The sequence below is a fragment of the Myxococcus sp. AS-1-15 genome (assembly GCF_020037055.1).
GTDB classification, from domain to species: Bacteria; Myxococcota; Myxococcia; order Myxococcales; family Myxococcaceae; genus Myxococcus; species Myxococcus fulvus.
Window position 1 is genome coordinate 292,359 of sequence record NZ_JAIQDF010000001.1, and the last position, 13,922, is coordinate 306,280.

At 70.3% G+C, this 13,922-nt stretch carries 14 protein-coding genes; 6 read left to right on the forward strand and 8 right to left on the reverse strand.

Annotated elements, in window-relative coordinates; translation table 11 throughout:
• Positions 1 to 42 precede the first annotated feature (42 nt).
• The 3 genes from K8625_RS01170 (at position 43) to K8625_RS01180 (ending at position 2,732) form a co-directional block, all read left to right on the forward strand.
• Positions 43 to 1,536 (forward strand): anthranilate synthase component I family protein, encoded by a 1,494-nt coding sequence (locus K8625_RS01170; RefSeq protein WP_223782044.1) that lies wholly within the window; start codon positions 43 to 45, stop codon positions 1,534 to 1,536.
• Entirely contained in the window at positions 1,533 to 2,096 is a 564-nt protein-coding gene (locus K8625_RS01175; RefSeq protein WP_223781606.1) for an aminodeoxychorismate/anthranilate synthase component II, read from the forward strand. The genes K8625_RS01170 and K8625_RS01175 overlap by 4 nt, the downstream gene beginning before the upstream one ends.
• Before the next feature lie 159 nt (positions 2,097 to 2,255).
• Positions 2,256 to 2,732, forward strand: coding sequence for a hypothetical protein (locus K8625_RS01180; protein ID WP_223781607.1), 477 nt, complete (start codon positions 2,256 to 2,258; stop codon positions 2,730 to 2,732).
• A 3-nt stretch (positions 2,733 to 2,735) separates the two neighbouring features.
• On the opposite strand, the gene K8625_RS01185 is transcribed toward K8625_RS01180, so the two are convergent.
• Positions 2,736 to 3,335 carry a histidine phosphatase family protein gene (locus K8625_RS01185; protein ID WP_223781608.1) on the reverse strand — a complete coding sequence of 200 codons (600 nt, stop codon included), beginning with the start codon at positions 3,333 to 3,335 and terminating at the stop codon, positions 2,736 to 2,738.
• Positions 3,336 to 3,419: 84 nt separating this feature from the next.
• Here K8625_RS01185 and K8625_RS01190 point away from each other — a divergent pair, with 84 nt between their 5' ends.
• Positions 3,420 to 3,836 carry a hypothetical protein gene (locus tag K8625_RS01190; protein ID WP_141329415.1) on the forward strand — a complete coding sequence of 139 codons (417 nt, stop codon included), beginning with the start codon at positions 3,420 to 3,422 and terminating at the stop codon, positions 3,834 to 3,836.
• Positions 3,837 to 3,938: 102 nt separating this feature from the next.
• Complete coding sequence (locus tag K8625_RS01195; RefSeq protein WP_223781609.1) at positions 3,939 to 6,266, forward strand: YfhO family protein; 2,328 nt, start codon at positions 3,939 to 3,941, stop codon at positions 6,264 to 6,266.
• Positions 6,267 to 6,297: 31 nt separating this feature from the next.
• Here K8625_RS01195 and K8625_RS01200 read toward each other — a convergent pair whose 3' ends face one another.
• The 7 genes from K8625_RS01200 to aroF all read right to left on the reverse strand — a co-directional run bounded on the left by K8625_RS01200 (position 6,298) and on the right by aroF (position 12,481).
• The gene (locus K8625_RS01200; protein WP_223781610.1) at positions 6,298 to 6,855 is read right to left on the reverse strand and encodes a hypothetical protein; all 558 of its coding nucleotides are present in this window, start codon (positions 6,853 to 6,855) and stop codon (positions 6,298 to 6,300) included.
• Between the two features lie 125 nt (positions 6,856 to 6,980).
• Entirely contained in the window at positions 6,981 to 7,772 is a 792-nt protein-coding gene (gene trpA, locus K8625_RS01205) for a tryptophan synthase subunit alpha (RefSeq protein ID WP_223748392.1), read from the reverse strand.
• Positions 7,769 to 8,974, reverse strand: coding sequence for a tryptophan synthase subunit beta (trpB, locus tag K8625_RS01210; protein WP_141333160.1), 1,206 nt, complete (start codon positions 8,972 to 8,974; stop codon positions 7,769 to 7,771). The genes trpA and trpB overlap by 4 nt, the downstream gene beginning before the upstream one ends.
• 5 nt (positions 8,975 to 8,979) lie before the next feature.
• Positions 8,980 to 9,618, reverse strand: coding sequence for a phosphoribosylanthranilate isomerase (locus K8625_RS01215; protein WP_223781611.1), 639 nt, complete (start codon positions 9,616 to 9,618; stop codon positions 8,980 to 8,982).
• Entirely contained in the window at positions 9,615 to 10,373 is a 759-nt protein-coding gene (locus K8625_RS01220) for an indole-3-glycerol-phosphate synthase (protein WP_223781612.1), read from the reverse strand. Before K8625_RS01220 ends, K8625_RS01215 begins: the two co-directional genes overlap by 4 nt.
• A 59-nt stretch (positions 10,374 to 10,432) precedes the next feature.
• The gene (gene trpD, locus K8625_RS01225) at positions 10,433 to 11,449 is read right to left on the reverse strand and encodes an anthranilate phosphoribosyltransferase (RefSeq protein ID WP_223781613.1); all 1,017 of its coding nucleotides are present in this window, start codon (positions 11,447 to 11,449) and stop codon (positions 10,433 to 10,435) included.
• A gap of 6 nt (positions 11,450 to 11,455) precedes the next feature.
• Positions 11,456 to 12,481, reverse strand: coding sequence for a 3-deoxy-7-phosphoheptulonate synthase (gene aroF / locus K8625_RS01230; RefSeq protein ID WP_046715901.1), 1,026 nt, complete (start codon positions 12,479 to 12,481; stop codon positions 11,456 to 11,458).
• A gap of 174 nt (positions 12,482 to 12,655) precedes the next feature.
• Here aroF and K8625_RS01235 point away from each other — a divergent pair, with 174 nt between their 5' ends.
• A complete protein-coding gene (locus tag K8625_RS01235; RefSeq protein WP_370641866.1) occupies positions 12,656 to 13,921 on the forward strand; it encodes an NAD(P)/FAD-dependent oxidoreductase in 1,266 nt (421 codons plus the stop codon).
• The last annotated feature ends 1 nt before the right edge of the window (position 13,922 follow it).

Below are 13,922 nucleotides of genomic sequence, written 5' to 3' on the forward strand. Positions count from 1 at the left end.
TCCGGGACGGGTGATACTGGTCGCGGGGGAAAGGTCATGACGATGGATGCACAGGAGCGGAAGGCGGCGTATCGCCAACGCGCGGAGCAGGGCGAGTCGGTGCCGGTGTCGGTGGAGTTGCCGGCGGACCTCGACACGCCGCTGTCGGCGTATCTGAAGCTGGGCGGAGGCTCGCGCGGCTTCATCCTCGAGTCGTGCTACGGCGGCGAGCGCTTCGGGCGCTACAGCCACGTGGGCACCCACGCCGCGGGGCGTGTGCGGCTGGACGCGCAGGGGGCCACGTTGTGGCGTGGCTCGCGCGAGGAGCGACGCGAGGGCAAGCCGCTGGACGTCCTGCGCACGTTGTGGCGCGAGCTCGCCGTGGCGCGACTGCCGGGCGAGGCGCCGTTCCTCGGCGGCCTCGTGGGGTACATGGGCTACAACTGCATCTCGTGGATGGAGCCCACCGTCCCGGACCGGCACCCGCGCGACACCTCGTTCCCGGACTCCGAGTGGCTCATCTGCGAGGACTTCGTCACCCACGACTCGCGCACCGGGACGCTCAAGGTCACCGCGATTGCCCGGCCGTCGCTCCATGGCAGCGTGGCCCACGCGCTGAAGGACGCGGAGGAGCGCGCGCAGGCCATGGCGGAGAAGCTGCTCAAGCCGCTGCCTCCCGAGGCCTACGTGCCGTCGCCTCGCATGAAGGGGGACTCGGCGCCCATCGCCTGTTGGGACCGCGCCGGCTACGAGGCCGCAGTGGAGCGCTCCAAGGAGTACATCCGCGCGGGTGACATCTTCCAGGTGGTGCTCGCCCGGCGCTTCGAGTCTCGCGGTGCGCCTCCGCCGCTGTCGCTCTACCGCGCGCTGCGACGGGTGAATCCCTCGCCGTACCTGTTCCTGGTGGAGATGGGCGAGGCCCGCGCGCTGGTGGGTGCCTCCCCGGAGTTGCTGGTGCAGGTGCGAGATGGGGATGTGGTGGTGCGGCCCATCGCGGGGACGCGTCGACGTGGGGCCTCCGAGGCGGAGGACCTGGCGCTGGAGAAGGAGCTGCTCGCGGACGAGAAGGAGCGCGCCGAGCACATCATGCTGGTGGACCTGGGCCGCAACGACGTGGGTCGCGTGGCGGCGCCCGGCTCGGTGCGCGTCGAGGACCTGATGGTCATCGAGCGCTACAGCCACGTGATGCACATCGTCTCGCAGGTGCGCGGCAAGCTGGACTCGAAGTTCGATGCGCTCGACGCGCTGGCCAGCACGTTCCCCGCGGGCACCGTGTCCGGGGCTCCGAAGATTCGCGCGATGCAGATCATCGACGAGCTGGAGGTGCAGCGACGCGGGCCGTACTCGGGCGCGGTGGGCTACCTGTCCTTCTGCGGCACGCTGGACGTGGCCATCGCGCTGCGCACCTTCATCGTCGACGGTGACAAGACGTTCTGGACCGCGGGCGCCGGGCTGGTCGCGGACTCGGTGCCGTCGAAGGAAGCCGATGAGACGGAGGCCAAGGCCGGCGCCATGGCCGCCGCGCTCCGGCTGGCCCGTGAGGGAGGTGGGCGATGATTCTCGTCATCGACAACTACGACTCGTTCACCTTCAACCTCGTCCAGCTCCTCTACACGCTGGGCGCCGAGGTGAAGGTGGTGCGCAACGACGCGCTCACCGTGGAGGCCATCGCCGCCGAGGGCGCGTCGCACCTGGTCATCTCCCCAGGGCCCTGCACGCCGCACGAGGCCGGGGTCAGCGTGGCCGCCATCGCGCAATCGAAGGTGCCGGTGCTCGGCGTGTGTCTGGGGCACCAGTCCATCGGCGCGGCCTTCGGCGGCAACGTCATCCGCGCGCCCGAGCCGGTGCATGGCAAGTCCGCGCGCATCCGGCACGAGGGCTCGGGCGTGTTCACCGGCGCGAGCCAGGGCTTCCAGGCCGCGCGCTACCACTCGCTGGTGGTGGAGGCGTCCTCGTTGCCCGCGTCACTGGAGGCCACGGCGTGGAGTCAGGACGGGCTCATCATGGCGCTGCGCCACCGCGAGCGGCCCGTCGTGGGCTTCCAGTTCCACCCCGAGAGCGTGCTCACTCCCGAGGGCCCCACCCTGGTCCGCAACTTCCTGGAGGGGCGTTTCTGAGAGGGGACATCGCCCTGGGGTACGAGGGGATTGTCGGGCTGGCGACACTGTCTGGCGCCCGACAATTCCGACGTTCTTGACGGAAAAACCACACGCATAGCGTGGGCCCTTCCGGCGACCGAGGCTCCATCCAGGAGTCGGCGCCGGGAGGAGCCCACGATGAACGTGCGAAGTGCGATGTCTCGCGGTCTGGTCGCGATGTTCGGCGCGCTGGTGCTGGGCGCGTGTGGTGGGGAGCCGTCCGCCGAGGCCGGCGCGGGCGTCCCGATGGACGAGGCGGAGCTGACCACGGTGGACTCGTCGCTGGGCCAGTGCCCGGGCTACGACTCCTGCGCGAACTGGTCCCCCTGGTACGCGGTGGGTGGCAGCTACTGCGGCGCCAACGCCAGCACCTGCGGCTCGACCTGGGTCTGCGAGGAGGACCCCTGGGGCTGTCCGAACGGCGTGGCTCCCGAGGCGACCGTGTCCAAGGATGGCCAGGAGCTGCTGCCCCCGTGTTGCGGCATCCTCTATCGCGAGCCCAACCCGGCGCTCATCGGTACGCAGGAGCGCTACCGCGTCTGCTTCAATCCGGCGGGTGCGTCGTGCACCGACTACGAGCAGACCAGCGGCGGGGTGTTGAGCTGCGGCTGCTGAGCCTCATGGCTTGAGATGGGTGGTGTCGTTCCAGCCGGCGAGCGCCGGCTGGGCGGCATCCGGCCCGTCCGCGCCGAGCACGCTGATGGAGCCGGTGCTCAATAGGAACAGGCGCCCCTCGGAGGGCGCGAGCCCCAGCCACCGCGCCGCGAGCACTCGCAGGAAGTGGCCGTGGGAGAAGATGAGGATGTCGCCGGTCTGCTGACGCAGGTCGGAGATGACGCGGTCCGCGCGAGCGCCCACCTGCTGTGCCGTCTCGCCGTTGGGGACGCCGTCCTTCCACACCGTCCAGCCGGGATGCTCCACGCGAATCTCCGCGCCGGTGCGGCCCTCGTGGTCGCCGTAGTCCCACTCCATCAAGTCGTCGCGGCGCACGGCGCCTTCGCCGTAGCCCGCGAGCGCGCAGGTCTCGAACGCGCGACTCAAGGGGCTGGTCCACACCTGGGCGAAGTCCCACGCGCGCAGGGGCTCACCGAGCTTCGCCGCCATCGTCCGGCCGGCCTCGAGCAGCGGGACATCGGTGCGCCCCGTGTGCTGCCCACCCCGGCTCCATGCTGTCTCTCCGTGACGAACGAGCACCACCTTGGGACCGCGCGTTTTCATAGGGGCCGGATTGTGCCACCCGGCGAGGGCTCGGCGCGCGTTTCATGAAACACGCGGTGGCGATCGGACAGTAGCCTCGCGTCCATGCACTCCCTTCGTTCGATTCCCCATGTGTCGTTCGTCCTCGCGTCGTTTTTGGCGCTGACGCTGGCCCTGCCCGGACACGCGCAGTCCGCCGCGGCGAAGGGTGGTGGAGCGGACGGCACGATGTTGCTGACCATCTTCATGAAGCACGACCAGGGCAAGACGCTGGAGGAGATCAACGCGCACCTGGACCGCACGGGCTTTCGCAAGAGCTTCCCGCCCGCGGGCGTGGAGGTGGTGTCCTGGTACGTGATGATGGGCGTGGGGCAGGTCGTCACGGTGCGCCTGCCTCCCGAGAAGCTGCGCGAGGTGAACCTCGCGTTCGAGAAGGGCGCGTGGGGCGCGTTCCGCACGGAGTTCTACCCGACGTACGATTACCGGCCCATCTGGGAGAAGACGCGCTCCGCCACGCCGTGAGCGGGGTTGGGTATGCTCGTGGCTCGCGTGTCTTCTCCAGAGCCTCCTGCCCCCGCCCTGCCTCCGAGTGTTCCGCCGCGTGACGCGCGGGTGCCCCAGTGCTTGTTGCTGGTGACCTGTGCGTTGGCGCTGACGGCGCTCTACTTCTCCCGGGTGTTCGCCACCGGCGGGATGTTCAGCGCGCGCGACTCGCTGTACGTCTACCTGCCGGCGTTCCATTACTGGCGCGAGGCGGTGCTGGGCGGGCGGATTCCGGAGTGGCTGACGCTGGATGGCTTCGGTCAGCCCTTCGCGGGCACGCTGGTCGTCGCGCCCTTCCATCCGAGCAAGCTGCTGTACCTGCTGCTCTCGCTGAACCACGCCTTCAACGCGAACATCCTGCTGTGCTTCCCGGTCGCGCTGCTGGGGATGTATGCGCTGACGCGGCTGTGGGAGGTGCCTCGCGCGGGGGCGTTCCTCGCGGGGATGGCGTATGCCTTCAGCGGCTACCTGGTCTGCATCACCAACAACCTCTGCTACCTGATGGCCGCAGCCACGGTGCCGTGGGCGCTGTGGGCCACGGAGCGTCACCTTCGTGCGCCGGGGGCGGGGAGGTTGCTGCTCGCGGGGCTGGTGCTGGCGCTGGTGCTGCTCGCGGGGGACGTGCAGGCGTTCTGCGTGACGTATGGGTTGGTGGTGTTGCTGGCGCTCTCGTCGCCCGTGGCGTCACGACGGGCGCGGTTCGTGTCCGTGTTGGGTGCGCTGGGGGTGGGGACGCTGCTGGCCTCGCCGCAGTTGTTCTCGTCCGCGGCGTTGATGGGGACGGCGCAGGCGGGTGGCAGGTCGCTCGACATCGCGCAGGAGTACGCGGTGCATCCACTGCGGCTGCTCGAGCCGTTGCTGGGGGCCTATCTGGAGATGCCGGACGAGCGTCCGGACGTGACGCTGGCCATCGTCACGAAGCTTGCGCCCTCGGGATACGCGAGCTTCTGGGTGGGCTCTCTGTATCTGGGTGTGCCCGTGCTGCTGCTCGCGGGGGTGGCGGCCTGGTTGAATCGCCGCTCCCGGAGGTTGTGGCTCTGGGGCGGCGTGTGGCTGTTCGTCGTAGGGCTGTCGCTGGGGCCCGCGCTGCCGCTCTACGAGGCGATGTACACGTGGGTGCCTCCGTGGCGCGTGTTCCGCTATCCGTCGAAGCTCGTTCCGTTCCTGGGGCTGGGGGTCTGTTTCCTGGCGGCCTTGGGGTGGAAGCACGTGTTCGAGGTGGAGGGCCGGCGGGTGTTCCTCCGGCTCGCGGCGGCGGTGGGCGTGGGGTGTCTGGTGCTCATCGCGGGCGAGTCCCTGGGGCGGGGGTTCACCGCGTTGCTGCTGGTGCCTCGCTGGCCGGAGATGCCCGGGGAGCTGCGCGAGCTGCTGTCGCGGCAGTTCGTGCTCGTCTCTGGGGTGGCGCTGGTGAGCGCGGTGCTCTGTGTGGGTGGGGTGCTGTGGACGCGTGGGAGCGCCGGGGTGTTGTTGGTGACGCAGTTCGTGTCGGGCTTCGTGGTGGGGTTCGGGAGCTACGAGCTGCTCACGCCGGAGGTGTTGTCCACGCCGCCTCCGTTCGCCGAGCACATCCTCTCGCAGCCTCGCGAGGATTCACGGGTGCCCATCCGGGTGGCCTCGCACTACGACGTCGCTGGCGTGACGTCGCTCATCCCGGGGATGGATGCTCGGCAGTGGCGCTCGCTGGTCGCGGCGCAGACGCTCATGCCGGACACGCCGGGGCTGTGGGGCATGGAGAGCGCGGATGGAACCCTGCCCGCCACGAGTCGACGGGTGCGTGCGGTCGTCTGGGATGTGACGCCGTGGTTCCTGGAGCGCGCGCCGCTGTTCTCCGTCGCGTACTCGGTGCATCCGCTCGTGGAGTGGCAGGCGCTGGAGGCGGCTGGGAAGAAGAACGCCGTCACGGACCGGTCCATCAAGGCGGTGTTGGTGGAGCACCCGGGGGTGCTGCCTCGGGTGTTCCTGGCGAATGCGCGCTGTGTCGCGTCGTACGAGGCCGCGATGCCGGGGCTGGCGGATCCGCTCGTTCGTGCCGGACAGGTGGCGTTGGTCGAGTGTGGCGAGGGTGGGGCCGGGCTTGCCTCTGGAGACACGTCTCCCGTGGGGGGACAGGTGAAGGTGGAGCGCTACGAGGCGGAGACCTTGGATTTCGAGGTGGAGAGTCCTCGCGACGCGGTGCTCATCGTGAACGACGCGTGGTTCCCCGGGTGGACGGCGATGGTGGATGGCGTGGAGACGCCGATTCTCCCGGCCAACGTCGCGGTGCGCGCGGTGCCCGTGAAGGCTGGGCGACATCGGGTGACATTGACCTATCGGGATGTTGCCGCGCGGTGGGGACTGGGCGTCTCCGCGATGACGTTCCTGGGACTGCTCGGGTTCGCGGTGGTGCGTCGGCCGCGTGAAGCTTCGTGAGGTCTCGGGTTCTTGGCGAGCGCCGCTGACCTCAACGGAGCGCCTCGCGGAGCATCAGGTGCGCGATGCGATAGAGACGCTGGGCGCTCGTTGCATGGAGTGGGTCTGGAATGGGCAGATTGGGGAACTCATCGTCGTCGCAAATCTGCGCATCGAAAGTCGCCGCCTGCCATGCGGCGGAGTCTCTCGTGTCGCACGTCCACTCGAAGGTGACGACGTAGTTCCAGGTGGAGGGATGGCATTTCGGATCTCCCTCTGGCTGGAGTGCTCCGTCCACCAGGGCCCGAAGCATTTGCTGTGAGACGAAAGAGGAGACGACCCGGGATGGCACGTTGAGGCTGGTGTAGCGAGGCTCCCAGAAGCGTCCCTCAATGCGTGACGCGACGGGAGTGTGGGTCAGCATGAGTGACCCATGATTGCCGCCATAGCAATGGGCCTGAGCGAAGCGGAGCTTCACGGCTGCATGTGAGGCGTTGAGCAGGCACTCGGGAGAGAACTCCCGTTGTGGCCGCCATTGCTCTTCCGCGAGGCAGGGGCTGGTCACCAGTGCCACGAGAAGCCCGCTCACCGTCCATCGCTTGCCACGCATGGGTCGCTCCTTCGTTGAAAGAGCGCCCATGAAAGCGATGTCGCGTGGACGGCTTCCTCACGGAAGCATCACGGCCTCATCATGTGGGTAGCACGGGCACGCAGCGCTTCCGTGCCCGCTCGACCTTAGCGCTTCAAGCCGCGCTTGATGTCCGCGCACAGCGCCTTGACGGCCTGCGGTCCATCCGAGTGCGCGGCCCGGACGAGCGCGCTGCCCACCACCACGCCATCCGCGTGCGCCGACAGCGTCCGCGCCTGCTCCGCGCTGGAGATGCCGAAGCCCGCCACCACCGGCACCGGTGACGCCTTGCGCACCAGGTCCAACCGCTGTGACAGGTCCGGTGGCAGCTCCGCGCGCATGCCCGTCACTCCCGCTACCGACACGCAGTACACGAAGCCGCGCCCATCCTTCGCGATGGCCTCGGCTCGCGCACGCGGGGTCGTCGGCGCGCACAGCGGAATCAGGTCCACGCCCGCCGCGTCGAACGTGGCGCGCAAGGCCCCGCTCTCCTCGGGCGGCAGGTCCGGCAGGATGGCTCCCGACACGCCGCGCTCCCGCGCCAGCTTCGCGAACCGCTCCTCGCCCATCGCCATGATGACATTCACATACGTCATGATGACCAGCGGCGTCTCCGGGCAGCGCCGATGCACCTCCGGCACCACCTCGTCGAGCACCCGCTTGAGCGTGGAGCCCGCCTTCAACGCGCGCTCCGATGCACCCTGGATGACCGGCCCGTCCGCGATGGGGTCGCTGAACGCCACGCCCACCTCGAGGATGTCCGCGCCTCCCTCCACCATCGCCGTGAAGACCTCCACCGAGCGCGCCAGGTCCGGGTCTCCCGCCATCCCGTACGCCACCAGCGCGCCCTCGCCCCGAGCCTTCGCCCGCGCGAACGCCTTCGCGATTTCGCCGCTCACGCCTTCACCCCCACCGCCGGCGGAACCCCGCGTGCCGAAATCGTCGCGACGTCCTTGTCCCCTCGACCCGAGCAGTTGATGACCAGGTACTTGCCCGCGCCCAGCTCCCGCGCCAGCTCCCTGCCTCGCGCGAACGCATGCGACGTCTCCAGCGCCGGGAGGATGCCCTCCATGCGCGCCACCTCGTAGAACGACGCCAACGCCTCGTCGTCCGTCGCCGTGCGCACCTCCATCCGCCCAATCTTCGCCAGGTGCGCCAGCTCCGGCCCCACGCCTGGATAGTCCAGACCCGCGCTGATGCTGTGCGCCTCCTGAATCTGTCCATCCGCGTCCTGGAGCACCAGCGAGCGCGAGCCGTGCAACACGCCCTCCGTCCCCAGCGTCAACGACGCCCCGTGCTGGCCCGAGTCCAGCCCGTGCCCACCCGCCTCCACGCCGATGAGCCGCACGCTCGCATCGCCGATGAACGGATGCAGCACGCCAATCGCATTCGAGCCGCCCCCCACGCACGCGACAATCGCATCCGGCAGCTGCCCGAACGCCGCCATCGCCTGCGTGCGCAGCTCCTTCCCGATGATGGACTGGAAGTCGCGCACCACCGACGGATACGGGTGCGGCCCCGCCGCGCTGCCGATGACGTAGTGCGTGTCCGAGACCTGCGACACCCACGTGCGCATCGCCTCGTTCATCGCGTCCTTCAGCGTCCGCGAGCCCGACTCCACCGGCCGCACCACCGCGCCGAGCGCCCGCATCCGGAAGACGTTGAGCGCCTGCCGCTCCACGTCCAGCGCGCCCATGTACACCTCGCACGGCAGCCCGAAGAGCGCACACGCGGTGGCCGTCGCGACGCCGTGCTGGCCCGCGCCCGTCTCCGCGATGATGCGCTTCTTGCCCATCCGCTTCGCGAGCAGCACCTGACCCACGGTGTTGTTGATTTTGTGCGCGCCCGTGTGCGCCAGGTCCTCGCGCTTGAGCCACACGTTCGCGCCGCCCCACGCCTCGGTGAGCCTGCGCGCCGGCGTCAGCGTCGTGGGACGACCCACGAACTCACGCAGCACCCGCGCCACCTCGGCGTCGAACGTCGGGTCCGCCCTGGCGGCCGTATACGCCTCTTCCAACTCCATCAGCGCCGGGACGAGCGTCTCCGGCACGTAGCGCCCACCGAAGCGGCCGAAGCGGCCGGTGGAAGTCTCCGTGTTCATCCCTGTCACTCCCAGAGGTTGATGGACTTCGCGGCCCGCACGAAGGCGCGCACCGCGTCCATGTCCTTGATGCCCGGGGCCGACTCCACCCCACTGGCCACATCCACTCCGTAAGGCCGCGTCGCGCGCACCGCCTCCGCCACGTTGGAGGGCTTCAGCCCTCCCGCCACCAACACCGGCACGCCGCTGCCCGACACTCCCGCCACCAGCGACCAGTCGAACCCCACGCCCCCACCGCCATACCCAGGCGCCGCCCCGTCCAGCAGCAACCCCGTCACGTCGCCCACTCCCACGTACGCCCGCGTCCGCGCCACGTCATCCGCGCCGCGCACCCGCAGCGCCTTGATGACCGGCACCCCGAACCCCGAGCAGGCCTCCGGTGGCTCGTCCCCATGGAGCTGCACGGCCGTGAGGCCACACTCCGTCACCGCCCGCCGGATGTCCTCCGCCGCCGCGTTGACGAACACTCCAATCAGCGCGCCCAGGGGCGGCCGCGTGCGCGCGAGCTTCGCCGCCGTGGCCAGGTCCAGATATCGAGGGGAGGGCGGATAGAAGTTGAGCCCCAGCGCGTCCACCCCCGCGTCCCACGCGGCCCGAGCATCCTCGAGCCGCGTCACCCCACACACCTTCACCCGGACACTCACGGCGGCGTGCCTTCCTGTCCGAGCAGCCGCGTGAGCGCCCGTCCCGGCTCCGCGTCGCGCAGGAGCGACTCGCCCACCAGCACCGCGTCGGCGCCGGCCTCTCGCGCGGCGACCAGCTCCGTCACCGACTTGAGCCCGCTCTCCGCCACGAGCACGCGGGCCCGCGAGCGCAGCCTGGGCATCACCCGCAGCGCCGTGCCCACGTCCGTCTTCAACGTGGCCAGGTCCCGGTTGTTGATGCCCACCAGCTCCGCGCCCGCCGCCAGCGCCCGCTCGGCGTGCGCCTCCGTGTGCGCCTCCACCAGCGCGGCGACGTTCACCGCGCGCGCCGTGGCCAGCATCTCGCGCAGCTCTCCGTCCTCCAGCGCATCCGCGATGAGCAGCACCGCGTCCGCGCCCCACAGCGCGCTCTCCTCGACCTCGCGTGCCGCGACGAGGAAGTCCTTGCGCAGCACCGGCACCGACACCGCGGCTCGCACCGCGACGAGGTCCTCCAGCGCGCCACCGAAGTCCGGCCCGTCCGTCAGCACGCTGATGGCGCTGGCGCCTGCGGCCTCGTAGGCCCTCGCCACTGCCACCACGTCCGCGTGTGGAAACGCTCCGCCGGACGGACTCTTGCGCTTCACCTCCGCGATGACGCTCACCGGGCGCCCCGGTGCTCGTCGCAGCAGGCCGCCCGCGAAGTCACGCGGCTCGGGACGGGGGCGCGGCGACAGGGGAGGCCGCTCCGCCAGCTCCCGTCGCTTGCGCGCCATGATGAGGTCCAGCGTCCCCGGCGCGACCGGAGACGACGTGCTACCGCGCTGGCCCCCGCTCACGACACGGCCCCATGGATGAGCGAGGCGAGCTTGCGCGACGCCGCGCCCGAGTCGATGGCGTGCTCCGCCTTCTTCACGCCCTCGCGCAAGTCGTTCGCTTGCCCGACCACGACGAGCGACGCCGCCGCGTTGAGCAGCACCGCCGTGCGCAGCCCGGAGCGCTCACCGTCCAGCAACGAGCGCAGCCGCTTCGCGTTCTCGTCCGCGTCACCGCCAGCGATGGCCTCGCGCGGCACCACTTCGAGCCCCGCGTCCTCGGGCCTCACCGTGAAGCAGTGCACGGTGCCGTCCTCGCGTAGCTCCGCCACCTCGGTGGGCGCGCAGGGCGAGATTTCGTCCAGCCCGTCGTGGCCATGCACCACCCACGCGCGCCGACTGCCCAATCGCCCCAGCACTCGCGCCGTCTGCTCCACGCGCTTGCCGTCGAAGGTGCCCAGCAGCTGATAGCGCGCGCCGGCCGGGTTGGTCAGCGGTCCCAGCAGGTTGAACATGCTGTGGAAGCCCATGTCCCGCCGCGCCTGCGCCACGTGCTTGAGCGCGCTGTGATGCGAGGGCGCGAAGAGGAACCCCACGCCGTATTCGTCGATGTCGAGCGCGACGCGCTCATGCGGCCGCTCCATGGACACACCCAGCGCGGCGAGCACGTCCGCGCTGCCGCACCGACTGGAGACCGCGCGGTTGCCGTGCTTGGCCACCGTCACCCCCGCCCCGGCGGCCACGAAGGCCACCGCGGTGGAGATGTTGAAGGTGTGCGCGCCGTCCCCGCCCGTGCCGCAGGTGTCGAGCACCACCTGCGCGCGCGGAGACAGCTTCGCCGCGCAGGCCCGCATGGCCTCCGCGGCGCCGAGGATCTCGTCCTCGGTCTCACCCTTCATCTTGAGCGCCGTCGCCAGCGCCCCCACTTGAGCAGGCGAAGCCTCGCCCGCGAGCATCAGGCCCATGACCCGGGCCATCTCCTCGCGGGTGAGGTCGCGCCGGCCCACCACCTTGCCCAGCGCTTCCTTGAGGGTCATCGCGCGCTATCCCAACCGCACGACTTCACGGCCCATGGCCTGTGCAATCGCCCGTACTTCGTTCATGGACTTGTCGAACTCGGAGAAGTCCAACGACTGGGCGCCGTCCGACTTCGCGCGCGGCGGGTCGGGGTGCACTTCCACGATGATGCCGTCGGCGCCCACCGCCACCGCCGCCCGCATCATCGCCGGCACCGCCTTGCGCACGCCGATGCCGTGCGAGGGGTCCACGAAGACAGGCAGGTGCGACAGCTGCTTGAGCATGGGCACGGCGTTCAGGTCCAGCGTGTTGCGCGTCATCGTCTCGAACGTGCGGATGCCGCGCTCGCAGAGGATGACCTGGGTGTTGCCGCGCGCGACGATGTACTCGGCCGCCATCAACAGCTCCTTGATGGTCGCGCTCATGCCGCGCTTGAGCAGCACGGGCTTGCGCCGCTCGCCCACCGCCTCCAGCAGGCTGAAGTTCTGCATGTTGCGCGCGCCAATCTGGAGGATGTCCGTGGCGTCCGCCACCGCGTCCAGCGTCGCGGTGTCCTTCACCTCGGTGGTGACGAGCAGGCCCGTCTCCTGGCGCGCCTCGGCCAAGAGCGCGAGGCCGTCACCCTTGAGGCCCTGGAACTCGTAGGGGCTGGTGCGCGGCTTGAACGCGCCGCCGCGCAGCATGGTGGCGCCCGACTTCTTCACCGCGTGCGCGGTCGACAGAATCTGCTCGCGCGACTCCACCGAGCACGGCCCGGCGATGACGTGGAAGGACGCGCCGCCGATGGTGAGGTTGCCCACGCGCAGCTGCGTGTCGTCCGGCTTCACCTCACGGCTGACGAGCTTGAACGGCTGGGAGATGGAGACCGCGTCCGCGACTCCGGGCAGCACTCGGAAGGGTTCGGGCTCCACCGCGCCGGGGTTGCCGGTGATGCCGATGGCCGTGCGAGTGCCCCCTGGAATCGCGTGCGGTTGCCAGCCACGGCGGCGGATCTCGTCGTTCACACGCTCGATGTCCTGGGCCGTCGCGTCTGGTCGCATCACGATCAACATGGGGTAACCCGCCTTCTCTCCACTCAGGTGACGCCGGGAAGCCCGGCGTTTCGAGGCTCTTGCATGTGGCGCCTCGCCTCCCAGTTCTGCACAAGTGTTCGCTCCCGAGCAACCCGGACGACGGTACGGGTTGCGGCCCGCGCGCTCGCCGCACCAGCATGGAGGGGAGCCAGCGTGGATGTGGGAGAGCGCGTGTCGAACCCGGACGTCATCGTCGTGGGCGCGGGTCTCGCGGGGCTGGCGTGCGCGCGAGCGCTCGTCCAATCCCGCTTGAAAGTGGTGGTCCTGGAAGCCGGGGATGCTCCCGGTGGCCGCGTCCGCACGGATGCTCATGAGGGCTTCCTGCTGGACCGTGGGTTCCAGGTGTACCTGACGGCCTACCCGGAGGGGCGGAAGCTGCTCGACCTGGAGGCGCTGCGGCTGCGGCGCTTCATGCCGGGCGCGAAGGTGTGGCGACAGGGGAGGCTGTGCACGGTGGCGGACCCGCTGCGTCAGCCGGTGACGGCGCTCTCGCACCTGCTCGACGTGCCCGGGACGTTCGGCGACAAGCTGCGTGTGCTGGAGCTGCGGCAGCTCTCGCGCTCGGGCGAGGACGAGGACGTGTGGCTGCGTCCCCAGCGCACCTCGCGGCGCTACCTGGAGGAGCTGGGCTTCACGGAGGAGATGGTGGAGGGCTTCCTGCGGCCCTTCCTCGCGGGCGTCTTCCTGGACCGCTCGCTGAACACGTCCAGTCGCTTCCTCGAGTTCGTCTTCCGGATGTTCGCCTCGGGCGAGGCCGGGGTGCCGGAGCAGGGGATGGGGGTGATTGCGGAGCAGCTCGCCGCGAAGCTGCCTCCTGTCGCGCTGCGCAGGCATGCACCCGTGGCCGATGTGTGGGGCCACCGGGTGCGACTGGAGGACGGGGAGATGCTGGGCGCGAAGGCGGTGGTGGTGGCCACGGACCCGTTGGCCGCGGCGCGGCTGCTCCCCGGGATGCCGGTGCCGATGATGAACGCGGTGACGTGTCTGTACTTCGCCGCGCCGGAGCCGCCGGTGGAGGGGCCGTGGCTGCTGCTCAATGGTGACGGGAAGGGCGTGGTGAACAACGTCGCGGTGATGAGCGAGGTGTCGCCCGCGTATGCGCCCCCGGGACAGGCGCTCGTGTCCGTGTCGGTGCTGGGCGTGCACTCGGATGAGGCCGCGTTGCGCGAGCAGGTGTGCGTGGAGCTGGCGGAGTGGTTCGGCGCCGCGGTGGCGGACTGGCGGCACCTGCGCACGTACTCGCTGCCGTTCGCGCTGCCGGCGCAGACGATGGCCGCGCTGGAGCCGCCGCATCGGCCGGTGCGACTGTCACCGGGGCTCTACGTGTGTGGTGACCACCGGGACAGCGCGTCCATCCATGGCGCGCTCGGCTCGGGGCGGCGCGCGGCGGAGGCGGTGCTGCTCGACATGGGGTTGTGAT